The following is a 16,450-nucleotide window of genomic DNA, read 5'->3' on the forward strand; positions in this document are numbered from 1 at the left end:
CGGAGAACGCGGGTGGTCGGTGGTCTGCACGGTTCGGGTTCCCCTTGGAATCTGTCTGTTGCGGGTGTTTGAAAGTGGTGTCTGTTTTCTGGCGCGTTGCAGGGCGGCGTCAGCTGATCGTTCCGACCAGCTTCAGGCGCTTGTCCTCCGGCACCTCGCTGTACGCCAGGACCGACAGCGACGGAACGCTGTGGCGGACCAGGCGGGCCAGCGCGGCACGCACCGGGCCTGGTACCAGCACGACCGCGGGCTCGTTGCGGGCTTCCTGCTTGCTGACACATTCGGCCAGGCTCTGGTGCAGTCGCTCAGCGAGTCCGGGTTCCAGCGCGGCGCCGTTGCCCTGCGTGGACTCTTGCAAGACACGTTCCAATTGCGGGTTGAGGGTGAACACCGGCAGCTCCGCCGACATTCCGGCGATCTCCTGCACGATGAAGCGGCCCAGCGCGGTGCGCACGGCGGCGGTCAGCGTGGCTGGATCCTGGCTGTGCGGGGCATGTTCGACCAGGGCTTCGGCGATCTTGCGCAGCTGGCGGATCGGAATGCGCTCGATCAGCAGGTTCTGCAGCACGCGCACCACCGCCGACAGCGGCAGCGCCTTCGGCGTCAGATCTTCGACGAGCTTGGGCGCGCTCTTGGCCAGGTTGGCCAGCAGGTGCTGCACTTCCTCGTGGCCAAGCAGTTCCGGCGCGTGCTCGCGGATCAGGTGCGAAAGATGGGTGGCGACCACCGTGGCCGGGTCGACCACGGTGTAGCCCAGGGTTTCTGCCTGGGCGCGCTGGTGCGGCTGGATCCAGGTCGCATCGAGGCCGAAGGCGGGGTCCTTGCCGGCGATACCTTCCAGCGGACCGAGCGCACTGCCGGGGTCCAGCGCCAGTTCGCGGTCGGGATGGATTTCGGCGGTGGCCACCGGCACGCCATGCACCAGTACCCGGTAGCCGTTGGCCGGCAATTCCAGGTTGTCGCGGATGTGTACCGACGGAATCAGGAAACCGACGTCCTGGGTCAGCTTGCGGCGCACGCCCTTGATGCGCGGCATCAGTTCGCCGCCCTGGTTGCTGTCCACCAGCGAAATCAATCGATAGCCGACTTCCAGGCCCAGCGGATCGACCGGGCGCAGCTCGTCCCAGCTCAGTTCCGCCGTGGGTGCGGGGGCAGCGGGGCGCCCCAGCGCGTTCAGTGCGTTGGTTTCACCTGCCGCTGCGTCGGCCTGCGCTGGTGCCAGGCCCTTGCGGTAGACCTTCCAGGCGATGAAGCCGAGGATCGCGGCCAGCGTCAGGAAAGCGACGTTGGGCATGCCCGGCACCAGGCCGACCACGCCGAGGATGCCGGCGGTGATGGCCAGCGCACGGTACTGGCCGAACACCTGGCCGGTCATTGCCTGTGCCATGTCCTGCGAGCGCGAGGCACGGGTAACCAGCATCGCCACCGCACTGGAAACCAGCAGCGCTGGCAGCTGCGCCACCAGGCCGTCACCGATCGACAGCAGGGTGTAGGTGGCAGCGGCGTCGCCGAACGGCATGCCATGCTGCAGCACGCCCACGGCCAGGCCACCCAGCATGTTGATGAACAGGATCAGGATGCCGGCGATCGCGTCGCCGCGGATGAATTTGCTGGCACCGTCCATTGCGCCGTAGAAGTCGGCTTCCTCGCGGACCTCCTCGCGGCGCAGCTTGGCTTCCTCGCGCGTCAGCAAACCGGCGTTGAGATCGGCGTCGATCGCCATCTGCTTGCCGGGCATGGCGTCGAGGATGAAGCGCGCGGTCACTTCCGAGACGCGGCCGGCGCCCTTGGTGATGACCACGAAGTTGATGATGGTCAGGATCGCGAACACCACGATGCCGACCGCGTAGTTGCCGCCGATCACGAATTCGCCGAACGCGGCGATCACCTTGCCGGCCGCTTCGTGGCCGTTCTGGCCATTGAGCAGGATCACGCGGGTGGAGGCCACGTTCAGCGCCAGCCGCAGCATGGTGGTGATCAGCAGCACGATCGGGAAGATGGTGAAGTCCAACGGGCGTTTCACGTAGACCACCGCCAGCAGCACCATCAGCGAGATGGCGATGTTGAAGGTGAACAGCGCATCGAGCACCGGCGCGGCCAGCGGCACCACGACCATGGCCAGCAGGGCCAGCACGATCAGCGGCGCGCCAAGACCCTGGCGGATCATCTCAAGTGCGCGACGGGTATTGAAGCCGGATGCCTGGGCGTTCATGGGCGGCCCCCGTTGCCGAACTCATCAACCTGGATATGTGGCGTGGACGGCATCGGGCCGGTCCGCCAGCTGCGCAGCTGGTAGACGTAAGAGAGGACCTGGGCGACGGCTGAATACAGTCTCACGGGGATTTCCTTGCCGAGTTGGCCTTCCCGATACAAGGCGCGTGCCAAAGGCGGGGCAGAGACGATGGCGACCTTGTTGCCGTCGGCCACTTCACGGATGCGCAGGGCGGTTTCATCCACGCCAAGGGCGACCACGGTGGGCGCATTCATGGCCCCACCTTCGTACTTCAGCGCCACCGCATAGTGGGTCGGGTTGACCACCACCACGTCGGCGGTGGGTACCGCCTCCATCATCCGGCGGTTGGCCATCTGCTGCTGCAGCTGGCGGATGCGGCCCTTCACTTCCGGGCTGCCTTCGCTTTCCTTCATTTCCCGACGCAGCTCCTCGCGGGTCATCTTCAGCTTGCGCATCCAGTTCCAGCGCTGGTACGGCGCGTCGATGGCGGCCAGCACCAGCATTGCGCCGGCGGTGGCCAGCAGCAGCCGCAGGGTGAAGCCCAGGCCGTCGCCGATGGCGGTTTCCAGCGGCTGGTGGATCAGCCCGCGCAGGGTGTTGAAGCTGGTCCAGACGACCATGCCGGCGGCGACGCCGACGAAGGCCACGCGCAGCAGCGACTTGATGAACTCGGCCACGGCTTCGGGGCCGTACAGGCGCTTGAGCCCGCTCATCGGATTCATGCGGTTGATGTCGGGCATCATTGCCTTGGCCGACCAGCGCAGGCCGCCCATCACCACCGGCGCCAGGAAACTGGCCAGCAGGCAGACCAGTACCAGCGGTGCGATCACCCACATAAGCTGCAGCAGCAGCTCGCCGAAGTGGCCGAACAGGGCCTTCGGGTGCTGGCGCAGGCTCTGTTCAGGGCTGAGTGCATGGCGCATCCAGGCGCTGGCGCCGCTGGCCATCGAGCCGCTCATGGCCATCACGGCGATCACCCCGGCGCCGAATACGGCGGCCGTGCCCAGTTCACGCGAGCGCGGCAGGTTGCCCTGTTCGCGGGCGTCGCGCAGGCGTTTTTCTGTCGGTTGTTCGGTTTTTTCGCCGGCGGATTCGTTCTCGGACATCACAGGCACTGCAGCAGGGGATGCCGGGGTGCGTGCAAGAATCGTTCCGTGACGGCGGCGCGGGCCATCCACGCATGGCGTGGATCTACTGGGGGTTACGGGGTGGGCCGTTGGCCAGTTCCACCCGTGGCCGCGGCAGGTCGTGCAGTTGCATGAAGCGGGCTGCGTCCACCGGCCGGCCCAGCAGGAAGCCCTGCAGGTAGTCGCAGCCCAGCCGCTCCAGGTAGGCACGCTGCGCGGCGGTCTCCACGCCCTCGGCCACGATATCCATGTCCAGCGCATGGCCCAGCGCCACGATGGCCGACACGATCACCACGTCCTCGGCGCTGTGTTCCAGGTCGCGCACGAACGCATGGTCGATCTTGATCTCGGTGGCCGGCAGGCGCTTCAGGTACAGCAGGCTGGAGTAACCGGTGCCGAAATCATCGATGGAGATGCCCACGCCCAGGGCGGAGAAGCTCTGCAGCAGGCGCAGGCTGGTATCGGTATCGCGCATCACCGTGCTCTCGGTGATCTCCAGCACCAGGTTGCGCGGGGCGATCGCGTAGCGCTCGATCACCTCGCGTACGTCCTGCAGCAGGTGCGGGGAACTGAACTGCACCGGCGACAGGTTCACCGACATCGTCCAGCTGTCATGGCCAGCATCGTGCCAGTGCCGCAGCTGCTGGCAGGCCTGGTCCAGCGCCCAGCGGCCGATCTCGTTGATCGCACCGCTGCGCTCGGCCAGGCGGATGAAGCGGTCCGGCGGAATCAGACCCTGTTCCGGGTGACGCCAGCGGATCAGCGCTTCCGCGCCGGCCACCTTCTGCGTAGCCACACGGATCTTCGGCTGGTAATGCAGGAACAGCTGCTCACTGCCGATGGCCCGGCGCAGGTCGGCCAGCAGGCGGAACTGCTGCTCGGCGCTGTCGTTCATCCAGTCGGCGAACAGCACGAACGCATTGCGGCCCGATTCCTTGGCCTGGTACATCGCCGCATCGGCGAAGGCCATCAGCTGGCGTTCGCTGGCGGCATGGTCGGGGCAGATCGCGATGCCGATGCTGGCAGTCACCTGCAGTTCGTTGTCCGGCAGCAGCGGGCCGCTACCCACCGCCTGCAGGATGCGCCGGGCCAGCGTCGGCAAGTCCTCATCATGCTCGATGCGCACCACCAGCACGAATTCGTCGCCGCCCAGCCGTGCCAACAGATCGTGCGGACGCAGCAGCTGACGGGTGCGCTCGGCCACCGCAACCAGCAGCGCATCGCCAGCCTGGTGGCCATAGGCATCGTTGACCTGCTTGAAGCCATCCAGGTCCATGAACATCACCGCGAAGCGGCTGCCGCCCTGTTCGGCCTCGGCCAGTGCCTGCACGATGCGCCGCTGCAGCAGCAACCGGTTCGGCAGGCGGGTGAGCGGGTCGTGCAGCGCGGCCTGGGTCAGTTCCTGCTGGGCGTCGGTCAACGAGGTGCTGAGCAGCGAATTGCGCAGGCGCAACAGCTGTGCCTCCACCCGCTGGTCCAGCCAGGACACCACCAGCACCACCGCCAGGATCGCCACGGTCAGCACCACCACCAGCATCGCCAACCAGTTGTTCTGCAGGCCATCGCCCACCGCGGCACCGCAGACGCTGCCTTCGGGGAATCGGGCGGCGGCCATGCCGGTGTAGTGCATGCCGACGATGGCCAGGCCGAGCAGGCCGGCGGCGGCCAGGCGGTCGCCGATGCGGGTGTGCTGCGCGCGCAGCCGGAAGGCCACATACAGCGCGGTCCACGACGCGGCCACCGCGACCAGCAGCGACAGCAGCAGCCACACCGGCTGGTAGTCGATGCCCGGTTGCATGCGCATCGCGGCCATGCCCACGTAATGCATGCTGGCGATGCCGCTGCCCATCAGCAGGGCACCGCCGGCCAGGCGTGGGTGGGGCAGGGTGCGCAGCGATACCAGCCAGAGGGCGAACACCGACGAGCCGATCGCCAGTGCCAGCGACAGCAGGGTGATGGGCAGGTCGTAGCCCAGCGGAATGGGCAGGTCGAAGGCGAGCATGCCGATGAAGTGCATCGACCAGATGCCCAACCCCATCGCAAAGCCGCCGCCGAGTCGCCACCACCAGGTCGCGCCCTTGCCGGGCGCGGTGACGGTGCGCCCGGCCATCGCCAGCGCGGTATAGGACGCCATCACTGCAACCAGCAATGAGGTCGCCACCAGCCACGGGTTGTACGTGCCTACCAGCATTCGTCAGTCTCCCGGACCTGCCTGTCAACGGAAAAACTACGGTGGGGCATGCGTAAGGCGGGCGACCTGGGGCCGCCGGTTGCAGCGACCCCCCTGGTCCCTGCCCATTCACTCTAACGCGGTCACCGGGGGGGACGGCAAGCAGTAAAACGTGACGACCGCGTCAGCGGGTCACCGCACCGGCAGCCTGGAAGGCGGCATCGAACAGGCGCTGCACCGGAGGGCCCATTTCACCCACCAGCAGGGTCAGCAGGAACAGGCCCAGCAGCAGCGAGACCGGCAGGCCCAGCTGGATCGGGTTCAGCGCCGGCGCGGCGCGGGCCAGCACGCCGAAGGCCAGGTTCACCGCCAGCATCGCCACGGTCAGTGGAATGGACAGGGTCAGCGCACCGCGCAGCACTGTCAGCAGGAAGGTCGGGGCGATGCTGAAGAAGGCGTGCGGATCGGGCAGCGGTGCGCCGATGGGCAGGGCACGGTAGCTGTCCACCACCAGCGAGATCAGCGCCAGATGGCCGTTGGCGGTGAAGAACAGCAGGCCGAACAGCAGGTAGAACCACTGGCCGATGACACCGGAGGTGCCGCCGCGCAGCGGGTCACTCATCTGCGCAAACGCCAGGCCGGTGCCCTGCGCGACCAGCTCGCCGGCCATGGCGCCGGCCTCGAACACCAGCCGCAGCATGAAGCCGATGGCCACGCCGATGGCCAGCTCGCGGGCAATGGTCAGCACGGTGGCGGCGTCGAAGCCGGTCCAGTCCGGTACCGGCGGCAGCAGGGGCGCCAATGCAATGGCCAGGGTGCCGGCCAGCATCACGCGCACCCGGCCGGGCACGGCACGGGTACCGATCATCGGCATTGCCATGGCCACCGCGCCGATGCGCAGCATGGTCCACAGCACGGTGCCGATCATGCCGAAGGCGTTCAGGCCGTCGGCAGCCATCTGGGTGGCGGCATCCATCTGCGTGCGCGTCCGTCTAGCCGATCAGGTGCGGGATGCGCTGGAACAGCAGCGTGGTGAATTCGACCAGATGGCCGATCAACAGGCTGCCCAGTGCGAACAACACGGCAGTGAGCGCTGCGGCCTTGGCAACGAAGGCGATGGTGGGCTCGTTGAGCTGGGTCGCGGCCTGCACCACGCCCACTACAACGCCGACCACCAGTACGGTCAGCAGCAGCGGGCCGGCCACCCAGAGTACGGTGATCAGGCCGCCACGCAGTTCGGTCAGGGCAAGTTCGGGGGACATCGTCGTTCCGTTGTGTGTATGTAGAGCCGAGCCATGCCCGGCTGCCCTGCAATCAAGCCGGATTGAAGCTCGCCGCCAGCGTGCCGACGGTCAGCACCCAGCCATCCACCAGCACGAACAGCAGGATCTTGAACGGTGCGGAGACCAGCATCGGCGACAGCATCATCATGCCCATCGACATCAGCACACTGGCCACGACCAGGTCGATGATCACGAACGGAATGAAGATCAGGAAGCCGATCTCAAAGGCGGTCTTCAGTTCGCTGGTGACGAACGAGGCGACCAGCACCGGGAACGGAATCGCATCGGGGTTGGCGTAGGTGCCGTGGCCGGCGATGCCGGCGAAGGTCATCAGGTCGGTCTCGCGGATCTGCGCCAGCATGAAGGCACGCAGCGGCGTGGTGCTCAGCGTCCAGGCGGTCTGGAAGTCGATCTCGCCATTGAGGTAGGGCGCCATGCCGGTGCTCCAGGCCTTGTCCCAGGTCGGCAGCATGATCATCGAGGTGAGGAACAGGGCCAGCCCCAGCAGCACCTGGTTGGACGGCGTCTGGCCGGTGCCCAGTGCCTGCCGCAGCAGGCCCAGCACGATGATGATGCGGGTGAACGAGGTCAGCACCAGCAGCATCGACGGGATCAGGGTGATCGCCGTCATCAGCAGCAGTGTCTGCAGCGGCAGGCTGACCGGCGCACCGCCGATCTTGCCGACGTTGATGTCCGGCAGCGGCGTGGTCGGCGCGCCCGGGGCGGCGAACGCCAACGCAGGCAGCAGGCACAGGGCGATCAAGGTCAGCCACGGCAGCAGGGTGGCAAGACGGGAACGGGTCAGACGCATGTCAGGGGTCCTTGCGCAGCCGCTGTTGCAGCAGCTGGGCGAAATTCGGCAGGTTCTTCAGGTCGGGTACGCGTACCGGCGCAGGCGGCGGCAGCGGTTCGGGCAGGGTGTGCAGAGCATTGATGCCGCCGGCAGTCACGCCCAGCAGCAGCTGCTGGCCATTGACCTCGACCACCACCACGCGTTCCTTGGCACCGACATTCAGGCTCGCCACCAGCTTCATGCCCTCGGCCGGGCGGAAGCCGCTGCCGGGCAGGCGCTTGAGCAGCCAGCCCAGGCCGATGACCAGGGCCAGCACTGCCAACAGGGCCAGCACCGCACCGAACAGGCTCGGTGCGGCCGGCGCATGCTGGCCGATCTGCGGGGCAGTCTTGGCGACGGCCAGCGCGGTGGCGGCGAGCAGGCTCAACGCAGTCTCCGGATCCGCTCGCTGGGGCTGACCACATCGGTCAGGCGCACGCCGAAGCGGTCGTTGATCACCACCACTTCACCATGGGCGATCAGCGTGCCGTTGACGAACACATCCAACGATTCACCGGCACCACGCTCCAGCTCCACCACCGAACCTTGGTTGAGCTGCAGCAGGTTGCGGATCGGAAGGCGGGCGCGACCGACTTCCAGCGACAGCGTCACCGGCACGTCGAGGATCACGTCCAGGTTCAAATCCGGGCCGGTCGCCTCATCGGCCTGCAGGTTGGTGAACTGTGCCGGGGTCGGTTCGAGGGCGTCGATATCGTTCATTGCGGGTCTTCCTGGATGACGGGTACGCGCGGACGGGTGCCCGGCGGATGGGTAGCGGTGATCTTTACGGCGTTCATGCCGTTGGCGACGCCGAACTCACCGGTGAACACCGGGATGTTCTCCACGCACAGCGGCACCTGCGGGCTGAGGTCGATCGGCAGGATGTCGCCGACCTTCAGCCGGGTCAGGTCACGCAGGGTCATGCGCTTGCTGGCCAGCACGCTGGACAGGGTGACTTCGGCCACGTTGAGCTGCTCGCGCAGGGTGCGGCCCCAGCTCTCGTCGCGGTCGTTGCGGTCGCTCTGGATGCCGGCGTCGAGCAGTTCGCGGATCGGCTCCAGCATCGAGTACGGCAGGGTCACGTGGATGTCGCCGCCACCGCCGTCGAGCTCGACGTGCAGGCGGCACACCACCACGTATTCGCGCGGCGTCACGATGTTGGCGAAGTGCGGGTTGATCTCCGAGTTGATGTACTCGAATTCCACGTCCATCACCGGTGCCCACGCTTCACGCAGGTCGGCGAAGGTCTGCTTCAGCAGCAGGTGGATCACCCGCATTTCGGTAGCGGTGAACTCGCGACCTTCGATGCGCGTCGGGTAGCGCCCGTCACCACCGAAGAAGTTGTCGACGATGGCGAATACCAGGGTCGGTTCGAACACGATCAGGCCGGTGCCGCGCAGTGGCTTGAAGCGGATCAGGTTCAGGTTGGTCGGCACATACAGCGAGTGCATGTAATCGTTGAACTTGATCAGCTCGATGCCGCGCACGGACAGTTCGGCCGAGCGCCGGATCAGGTTGAACAGGCCGATCCGCCACAGGCGCGCGAAGCGCTCGTGGACCATTTCCAGGGTCGGCATGCGACCGCGGATGATGCGGTCCTGGCTGGCGAAATCGTAGGAGCGTGCTTCGCCACTGGGGGCGTCCGGCTCGGTTTCGACCGCGCCACTGTCCACGCCATGCAACAGGGCATCGATCTCATCCTGGGACAGCAGGTCATTCATCGGGGAGCCCTTACTGGGTCACGAAGCTGGTGAACAACAGGTCGTCGGCACCGTTGCTGCCGGTCTCGGCCTTCAGCACCTTCTGCACTTCGGCCAACGAATCGGCCTGCAGCTTCTGCTTGCCGGCGATGTCGGCGATCTGCTGCGGGCTGACCTGCGAGAACAGCATCAGGAGGCGTGCGCGGATGGCCGGGGCATGGGTCTTGATCGCCTCCAGCGCCGCGGGATCGCGGGTCATCAGCTGCACTTCCACCTGCAGGTAGCGCGGGCCGTCGATCGAACCGTTGAGGTTGACCACGAACGCCGGTTCCAGTGCGAAGTACTGCGCCGGGGCTGGAGTGGTGGTCTTCTTCGGCGCCTGCGCGGTCTTGTCTTCGTGCTTGGACTGGGTGAAGAACCACACCCCGCCACCGGCGGCGCCGGCGGCCAGTACGGCGACCAGGGCGGTGATCAGGATCGGACTGCGCGGCTTGGCGGTCTTGTCCTTTTCGGCGGTCTTCTTGGTTTTGTCAGCGGCTGCGGCCACGGGGTGAAGCTCCTGAGGGTTGCTTCACCGGGATATGCAAGGGGTGTGCCGGAGTGGTCGGCGAGGGGCGCGACGGAATTCCGTCGGGTGTTCATATCGGGAGCGCCGGGCCATGCCCGGCGGAATGTCGGGAATCCGCCGGGCACGGCCCGGCGCTACTGATGGGTGGTTGCCAACCGTCCCGCTCTGGGCAGGTGCCAACCTTGGTTGGCACGCCTGTCAGGCGTACGCGTCCAACAACCCGCGCTGGCGGATCAACTGTGACGCCGACACCGTGGTGTCGCCCAGTGACGGTTCTCCGTCACCACCGCGACCGCCGCCAGCCTGGCTACCCGGATTACCGTCGCCACTGTGCTGCTGGCCGACATCGGCATGAGCCAACTGGAAGCCCTGCTCGCCGAGCAGTTCACGCAGGCGCGGCAGGCTGCTTTCCAGCGCCTGGCGGACATCGACGTGCGGGCTGCTGAAGCTGGCATGCACCTTGTCGCCGTTCATCTGCAGACGCACGTCCACCGGCCCCAGGTCTTCTGGATTGAGGCGGATGTGGGCATGGCCGATCTTCTGGTCAGCCAGCCAGCCGATGCGCGCGCCGATGGCCTGGTCGAAGCCATCGTCGCCCAGCACCGGCTTCGGTGTGGGTTCGCCATTGAAGACAGCATTGCTGGCCAGTGCGGCCTTCAGGTCCTGCAGCGCGGCGGGCAGCGGGGCCTGCAGCGGCGCCGGAGGCGTGCGGTCGCCGATCTGCAGGCTGTCGCCGTCATCGGCACGATCCAACGCCTTGCCACCCAGCACCAGCTCGGGCAACGGCAGGCCACTGGCCTCACCGTCGCCGGCAGCGGATGCCGATGCGTTGGCGGCTGGCGCTGCCGCACCCTGTGCTGCATTGGCAGCCACGGCGACCGCCGGAAGTGCCGCTGCGGCCGAGGGCAGCGCGCCGCCGTCGGCTTCGCTGGCGGTCGGCGGCGGCACGACAAGCACCGGATCGACGCCGGTGGGCACGGCCAGTACCAGACCGGCCAAACCCAGTGGCGGCCATGGCGCGTCGTCCGCGCTTGCCGGGGTGTCCTTGTCGTCAGCGGCTGCCGACGCTACCGGTACAGCGGGGGTCGATGTCGCGGGGTCAGTGGCGGCGCTTTCGCCGTCGCCCGGCCGTGGCGTCGTCTTGCCCGGATTGCCATCGGATGTTGACGTGGCGTTGGCCGGCTTCGACGGACCGCTGCCGGTGCTGCCGGTGGCCGCCGTGCTGGAATTTCCGGTCGACGCGCTACCGCCCTGCAGCATCTGGCCGAAATCCTTGCCGGAATCACTGCTCGAGGTGCGTGCACTGCTGGCATTACCGCTGCCGCCGGGCGTCGGTGCGCTGGCGTTGCTGCTCAGGGGGGAGGGCATCACGACCGGCCTCCCTGCTCGCCATCATCCTGGTCTTCGGTCTGCGCCAGGCGCGCGCGGCGTGCGCCGATGTCATCCATCTCGCGCTGGTCGCGGCGGTCGGTCACCACCTTTTCCTGCGCCCGGTAGCTGGCGGCCAGCTGTTCCAGCACCGCCTTGTCACGGCTGGCCAGGATCAGGCGTGCACGCTCGGCTTCCACTTTTTCGCGGTTGCCGTTGACGGTCTGCTGCTGCTGTTCCACCGCGCTGTCCAGCCGGTCCAGGAAGGCGCGCCGGTTCAACAGCTGCGCCGGACTGGTCGCGGCCATCTGCGCGTCGGCCATCTGCTGCGAGGCATATTCCTCGGCATAGCGACGCAGTTCGTCCAGGCGCGACAGATGGGTGTCGAGCACGGTCTGGCGTTCGGCCAGATCGCGGGCGACCGCGTCTTCGTGTTCCTGGGCCCGCTTCAGCAGCGGATCGATGCGCTTGGACTGGATCATGTCAGCCTCTCATTCTCTTGTTCCACCAGGCGCTGCAACGCCGCTTGGCTGTGCGGTAGATCTGCGGCCTTGGCGACATCCTGGCCCAGGAATTCCATGATTTCCGGCCAACGCTCAAGGGCTTCATCGGTCGCAGCGTCGTTGCCGCGCTGATAGGCGCCGATGGCGATCAGGTCACGGTTGGCCGAGTAGGCCGAGACCAGCCGCTTCAGCTTGCGGATGCGCAGGCGCCACGGTTCGTCGGCGATTTCCGTGACCACGCGGCTGACCGACGATTCCACGTCGATGGCCGGATACAGGCCGCTGTCGGCGACGCGGCGCGAGAGCAGGATGTGGCCGTCGAGAATCGCGCGCGCGGCATCGGCGATGGGATCCTGGGGATCGTCGCCCTCGGTCAGCACGGTGTAGAAGGCGGTGATCGAACCGCGACCCTTGGCGCCGTTGCCGGCGCGTTCGACCAGTGCCGGCAGCTTGGCGAACACCGAGGGCGGATAGCCGCGCGTGGTGGGCGGCTCGCCCACTGACAGGCCGATCTCACGCTGTGCCTGGGCGAAGCGGGTCAGCGAATCCATCAGCAGCAGGACGTTCAGGCCCTGGTCGCGGAACCACTCGGCGATGGCGGTGGCGCGGTAAGCGCCATGCAGACGGGCCAGCGGCGGTCGGTCAGCCGGGCTCGCCACCACCACCGCGCGGCGCAGGCCTTCCTCGCCGAGGGTGCTTTCAACGAAATCGCGTACTTCGCGGCCACGCTCACCGATCAGGCCGACCACGATTACGTCGGCGGCGGTGTAGCGGGTCATCATGCCCAGCAGTGTCGACTTGCCGACGCCGGAGCCGGCGAACAGGCCGACACGCTGGCCACGGCCGATCGGCAGCAGCGCGTTGATCGCGCGCACGCCTACGTCCAGCGGCTGGGTGATCGGTTCGCGTGCCAGCGGATTGATCGATACGCCGGCCATGCCAACGTGGCCTTCAGCGCGGATCGGGCCCTTGCCATCCAGCGGCACGCCATCGCTGTCGATGACGCGACCGAGCAGGCCTTCGCCCACTTCCACGCCGCCACGTCGTGCCGACGGCACCACCCGCGCATTCGGCAGCAGGCCATGCAGTTCGGCGCTGGGCATCAGGTAGGTGCGTTCGCCGGCGAAGCCGACCACTTCGGCATCAACCCAGCCGCCGTCGACCACTTCCACCTTGCAGCTGGCGCCGAGCGGTGCTTCGCAGCCGACCGCTTCAAGCGTCAGGCCGACCGCCCGGCGCAGCACGCCTTCGCGGATCAGCCCGCGGCCGTGCGCGGTGTCGACCTTCAGGCCGTCGAGACGGTTGGCCAGGCGCAGGTTGCGGGGAATGGTCCAGTCGGCCGGCGGAGACGACGGCGACGCGGTATCGGTGTTCATGCGATGGCTCCGGTCTGGCGGATCACGGCATCCAGTGCGCCGCGCAGGCGCGCTTCCAGCGTTCCGTCGATGCGCACCGCTTCGGCATGCACGCGCAGATCGCCACGGCTCAGGCTGGTGTCAGGCACCAGGCGCTGCTGCGGCGACAGGGTCAACAACGGGGCGAGGGCGGTGATGTCATCCGGATGCAGGCGCACTTCCACTTCGCGGTTGCTGCCGCCGACGGCGTCAATCGCCTCCCCGACCAGCTGCCCGAGCAGCGCCGGATCGGCCTCGTAGGCACGGCCTACCAGTGCACCGGCGATGCGTACCGCCAGTTCGCCGAGCGCGCCGACCACTTCATTTTCCAGGCGCGCCAGTGGCCGCCCGAAGTTGTCGAGGATGCCCTCGATCTGCGCGACCAGGCGGCGCACCTCGGCCTGGCCCTGGCTGAAGCCATCGGCATGGCCGTGGTCGAAACCTTCCTTCTCTGCGCTGTCCTGGATCGCCTGGATTTCTTCCAGGGTGGGCAGCTGCAGCGGCGGCTCCGGCTCATGCTCGGGGTCCAGCTCGGTGAGTTCGAAGGCATCGTCGTGGTCCAGCACCGGTTCGGGCTGGGCCAGCAGATCCGGGGCAAGCCAGCGCACGACGTTGCTCACAGCATCGCCTCCGCGCTGCCACCGATGGTGACGGTGCCTTCATCGGCCATGCGCTTGACGATGGCCAGAATCTCACGCTGCGCCACTTCCACGTCGGACAGGCGTACCGGGCCGCGCGCTTCCATGTCTTCCAGCAGGATCTCGGCCGCGCGCTGGGACATGTTGCGGGTGATCTTGTCGCGCACCTTGATGTCGGCGCCGCGCAGGGCCAGGCCCAGTCGTTCGCCACTGACTTCGCGCAGCACCAGCTGCATCTCGCGGTCGTCCAGGTCCACCAGGTCGTCGAAAACGAACATCAGGTCCTGGATGCGGCCACTCAGCGGCGCGTCGATGCGTGCGATCTCGCCCAGGATCGCCTGGTCCTGGCCGCTGTCCATGAAGTTGAGGATGTTGGCCGCGCACTGCACGCCGCCGATGTTGGACGACTTCAGGTTCTGGTTGCCGGCGAACTGGCGTTCCATGATCTCGTTGAGCTCGTTCAGCGCATTGGGCGGAATGCCGTCGAGGGTGGCGATGCGCAGCAGCACGTCCACACGGGTGCGGTCGGGCAGCAGCTTCAGCGCGTCGGCGGCCTGGTCGGTTTCCAGATGCGCCATCACGATGGCGATGATCTGTGGATGCTCGTTGCGCACCAGGTCGGCCACCGCGCGCGGGTCCATCCACTTCAGGGCGTCCAGGCCGGTGGTGTTGCGGCCCAGCAGGATGCGGTCGATCAGGTTGCCGGCCTTCTCGCTGCCCAGCGCCTGCACCAGCATGTTGCGGATGTAGTCGTCCGAGCCCACGCCCAGCGAGGTCTTCGAGCCCAGCTCACTGCTGAACTGGTCCATCACCCGTTCCACCTGTTCGCGGGTGATGTCGGACATGGTGGCCATGGCGATGCCGATCTTCTGCACCTCCTTCGGTTCCATGTGGCGCAGCACTTCGGCCGCGTCCAGTTCACCCAGCGACAGCAGCAGGACGGCGGCGCGCTGCACGCCGGTCAGGGGGGCGACCTCAGTCATTGGCCACCCAGCCCTTGACCACCTGGGCCACGCGCTTGGAGTCGGTCTTCACGGCTTCACGCGCCATCCGCAGTCGTTCCTCATAAGAATCCACCGGAAGGGCCAATGCTTCCTGCCCGCCCAGGCTTGCCCGATCGGCGCCAAGCGCCGGCAGCGGGGTGCCATCGTCATCGACCAGCTGCACGTCCGCGGTGTGCGGTTCCAGCGCCAGTTCTTCTTTCCTGCGGTTCTGCCCGGTGATGCCGCGCAGTGCCGGGCGCAGCACGCCGAACAGCAGCGCCATCACCACCAGTGCACCCAGCAGCATGCGGCCGGCATCGTGCACCCACGGCAGTTCCCACCAGGCCGGACCTTCGATCGGCGTGGTATCGCGCACGAACGGGGCATTCATCACCGACACGGTGTCGCCACGCTCGGCACTGAAACCGACAGCCTGCTTGACCAGCGCTTCGACCCGGGTCAGTTCGGCCGCCGACAGCGGCTGCGGCGCAACCTTGCCGTTGGCACCGGCGCGCGGCACGTTGTCCACCAGCACCGCCACCGACACGCGCTTGATGCGGCCGGCCGGCTGACGGGTGTGCTGCAGGGTCCGGTCCAGCTCGTAGTTGCGCGTCGCGTTCTTGCTGCTTTCGGTCGGTGCCTGCGCGGTGGCCGGTGCAGCGGCCTGGCCCGGCGGGCTGTTGCTGGTCGCACCCGGTACGCCCTGCGGGCCCGGCGTGCTGCTGCTGTTCTCGCTCATCTGCTCGCTGCGCAGCTTCTGCGGCTCGCCGTTGTACAGCTCACGTGCCTCTTCGGTCACCGAGAAGTCCATGTCGACGCTGACTTCCGGATTGACCCGGCCGGGGCCGGTCATCGGTTCCAGCAGTTCACGGATGCGCTGGTTGAACGAGGTTTCCTGGCGGCGCACCTGTTCGAACTGGGCGGCGTTGACGGCCGCTTCGCTGTTCGGGTCGCTGACGCTGAGCATGCGGCCGCTCTGGTCGACCACGGTGACGCGTTCCGGCGCCAGATCGGGAATGGCGGCAGCGACCATGTGCACGATCGCATCGACCTGGCTGCGTTCCAGCTGCTGGCCGCCGCGCAGTTCAAGGGTGACCGAGGCACTGGCCACATCACGCTGGCGGGTGAAGGCGCTGGGCTTGGGAATGGCCAGATGCACGCGCGAATCACGCACCGGACGCAGCGTGTTGATGGTGCGCGACAGTTCGGTTTCCAGTGCGTGCTGGTAGCGTGCGCTTTCCACGAACTGGCTGACACCGAAACCGGGGTCGCGCTCCATCAGCTCGAAGCCGAGCTTGCCGCTGTCGGTCAGGCCCGAGCCTGCCAGTTTCAGGCGGGCATCGTGCAGGTTCTTTTCCGGCACGGTGATGCCACCGGTGGCCGGGTCCAGCTGGAACGGAATCTGTGCGGCACGCAGCAGGTCGGTCGCTTCAGCGGTGGCCTTCTGGTCCAGGCCGGTGTACAGCGGCACCATGCCCGGCTTCTGCGACCAGAAGAACACGAACAGGCCTGCCGCCACGGCCACGGCGATCATCGCCATCAGTCCGAGCCGACGGGTGATCTGCAGGCTTTGCAGCCGGTCGAACCACTGGCCCGCCTTTTCGGCGTTCAGGGATTCCTTGGAGAGCGACAGGGCCATGCGTTTCTATCC

Annotated in this window: 16 protein-coding genes; all 16 read right to left on the bottom strand. The window is 67.3% G+C overall.

From position 1 onward, the window contains the following. Positions 1 to 109: 109 nt before the first annotated feature. Positions 110 to 2,212 (bottom strand): flagellar biosynthesis protein FlhA, encoded by a 2,103-nt coding sequence (flhA, locus tag ACQ5SA_RS01060; protein ID WP_230112654.1) that lies wholly within the window; start codon positions 2,210 to 2,212, stop codon positions 110 to 112. Continuing rightward, entirely contained in the window at positions 2,209 to 3,339 is a 1,131-nt protein-coding gene (gene flhB / locus ACQ5SA_RS01065) for a flagellar biosynthesis protein FlhB (RefSeq protein ID WP_230112653.1), read from the bottom strand. The genes flhA and flhB overlap by 4 nt, the downstream gene beginning before the upstream one ends. Positions 3,340 to 3,424: 85 nt before the next feature. Continuing rightward, positions 3,425 to 5,551: a putative bifunctional diguanylate cyclase/phosphodiesterase gene (locus ACQ5SA_RS01070; protein ID WP_353100030.1), complete on the bottom strand. Its 2,127-nt coding sequence runs from the start codon at positions 5,549 to 5,551 to the stop codon at positions 3,425 to 3,427. A gap of 163 nt (positions 5,552 to 5,714) precedes the next feature. Further along, positions 5,715 to 6,506 (bottom strand): flagellar biosynthetic protein FliR, encoded by a 792-nt coding sequence (gene fliR, locus ACQ5SA_RS01075; RefSeq protein ID WP_353100032.1) that lies wholly within the window; start codon positions 6,504 to 6,506, stop codon positions 5,715 to 5,717. Between the two features lie 16 nt (positions 6,507 to 6,522). After that, a complete protein-coding gene (locus ACQ5SA_RS01080; RefSeq protein ID WP_005413254.1) occupies positions 6,523 to 6,792 on the bottom strand; it encodes a flagellar biosynthetic protein FliQ in 270 nt (89 codons plus the stop codon). Between the two features lie 52 nt (positions 6,793 to 6,844). Continuing rightward, entirely contained in the window at positions 6,845 to 7,624 is a 780-nt protein-coding gene (gene fliP / locus ACQ5SA_RS01085; protein WP_499312119.1) for a flagellar type III secretion system pore protein FliP, read from the bottom strand. A 1-nt stretch (position 7,625) separates the two neighbouring features. Next, positions 7,626 to 8,033: a flagellar biosynthetic protein FliO gene (gene fliO, locus ACQ5SA_RS01090; protein WP_180167000.1), complete on the bottom strand. Its 408-nt coding sequence runs from the start codon at positions 8,031 to 8,033 to the stop codon at positions 7,626 to 7,628. Further along, a complete protein-coding gene (gene fliN, locus ACQ5SA_RS01095; RefSeq protein WP_099818392.1) occupies positions 8,030 to 8,365 on the bottom strand; it encodes a flagellar motor switch protein FliN in 336 nt (111 codons plus the stop codon). The genes fliO and fliN overlap by 4 nt, the downstream gene beginning before the upstream one ends. Beyond that, entirely contained in the window at positions 8,362 to 9,366 is a 1,005-nt protein-coding gene (fliM, locus tag ACQ5SA_RS01100) for a flagellar motor switch protein FliM (protein ID WP_025878989.1), read from the bottom strand. The genes fliN and fliM overlap by 4 nt, the downstream gene beginning before the upstream one ends. A gap of 10 nt (positions 9,367 to 9,376) precedes the next feature. Next, complete coding sequence (locus tag ACQ5SA_RS01105; RefSeq protein WP_165377069.1) at positions 9,377 to 9,892, bottom strand: flagellar basal body-associated FliL family protein; 516 nt, start codon at positions 9,890 to 9,892, stop codon at positions 9,377 to 9,379. 219 nt (positions 9,893 to 10,111) lie between these two features. Then, complete coding sequence (locus tag ACQ5SA_RS01110; protein WP_499312122.1) at positions 10,112 to 11,281, bottom strand: flagellar hook-length control protein FliK; 1,170 nt, start codon at positions 11,279 to 11,281, stop codon at positions 10,112 to 10,114. Then, entirely contained in the window at positions 11,281 to 11,763 is a 483-nt protein-coding gene (gene fliJ / locus ACQ5SA_RS01115; protein WP_089241011.1) for a flagellar export protein FliJ, read from the bottom strand. The genes ACQ5SA_RS01110 and fliJ overlap by 1 nt, the downstream gene beginning before the upstream one ends. Further along, entirely contained in the window at positions 11,760 to 13,160 is a 1,401-nt protein-coding gene (locus ACQ5SA_RS01120) for a FliI/YscN family ATPase (RefSeq protein WP_089241013.1), read from the bottom strand. Before ACQ5SA_RS01120 ends, fliJ begins: the two co-directional genes overlap by 4 nt. Next, on the bottom strand, positions 13,157 to 13,798 hold the full coding sequence (locus tag ACQ5SA_RS01125; RefSeq protein WP_425507291.1) for a FliH/SctL family protein: 642 nt from the start codon (positions 13,796 to 13,798) through the stop codon (positions 13,157 to 13,159). The genes ACQ5SA_RS01120 and ACQ5SA_RS01125 overlap by 4 nt, the downstream gene beginning before the upstream one ends. Next, complete coding sequence (gene fliG / locus ACQ5SA_RS01130) at positions 13,795 to 14,781, bottom strand: flagellar motor switch protein FliG (protein ID WP_089241304.1); 987 nt, start codon at positions 14,779 to 14,781, stop codon at positions 13,795 to 13,797. The genes ACQ5SA_RS01125 and fliG overlap by 4 nt, the downstream gene beginning before the upstream one ends. Before the next feature lie 10 nt (positions 14,782 to 14,791). Next, complete coding sequence (gene fliF / locus ACQ5SA_RS01135) at positions 14,792 to 16,438, bottom strand: flagellar basal-body MS-ring/collar protein FliF (RefSeq protein ID WP_229981023.1); 1,647 nt, start codon at positions 16,436 to 16,438, stop codon at positions 14,792 to 14,794. Positions 16,439 to 16,450: the final 12 nt, after the last annotated feature.

Source organism: Stenotrophomonas indicatrix (assembly GCF_050573115.1).
GTDB classification, from domain to species: Bacteria; Pseudomonadota; Gammaproteobacteria; order Xanthomonadales; family Xanthomonadaceae; genus Stenotrophomonas; species Stenotrophomonas lactitubi_A.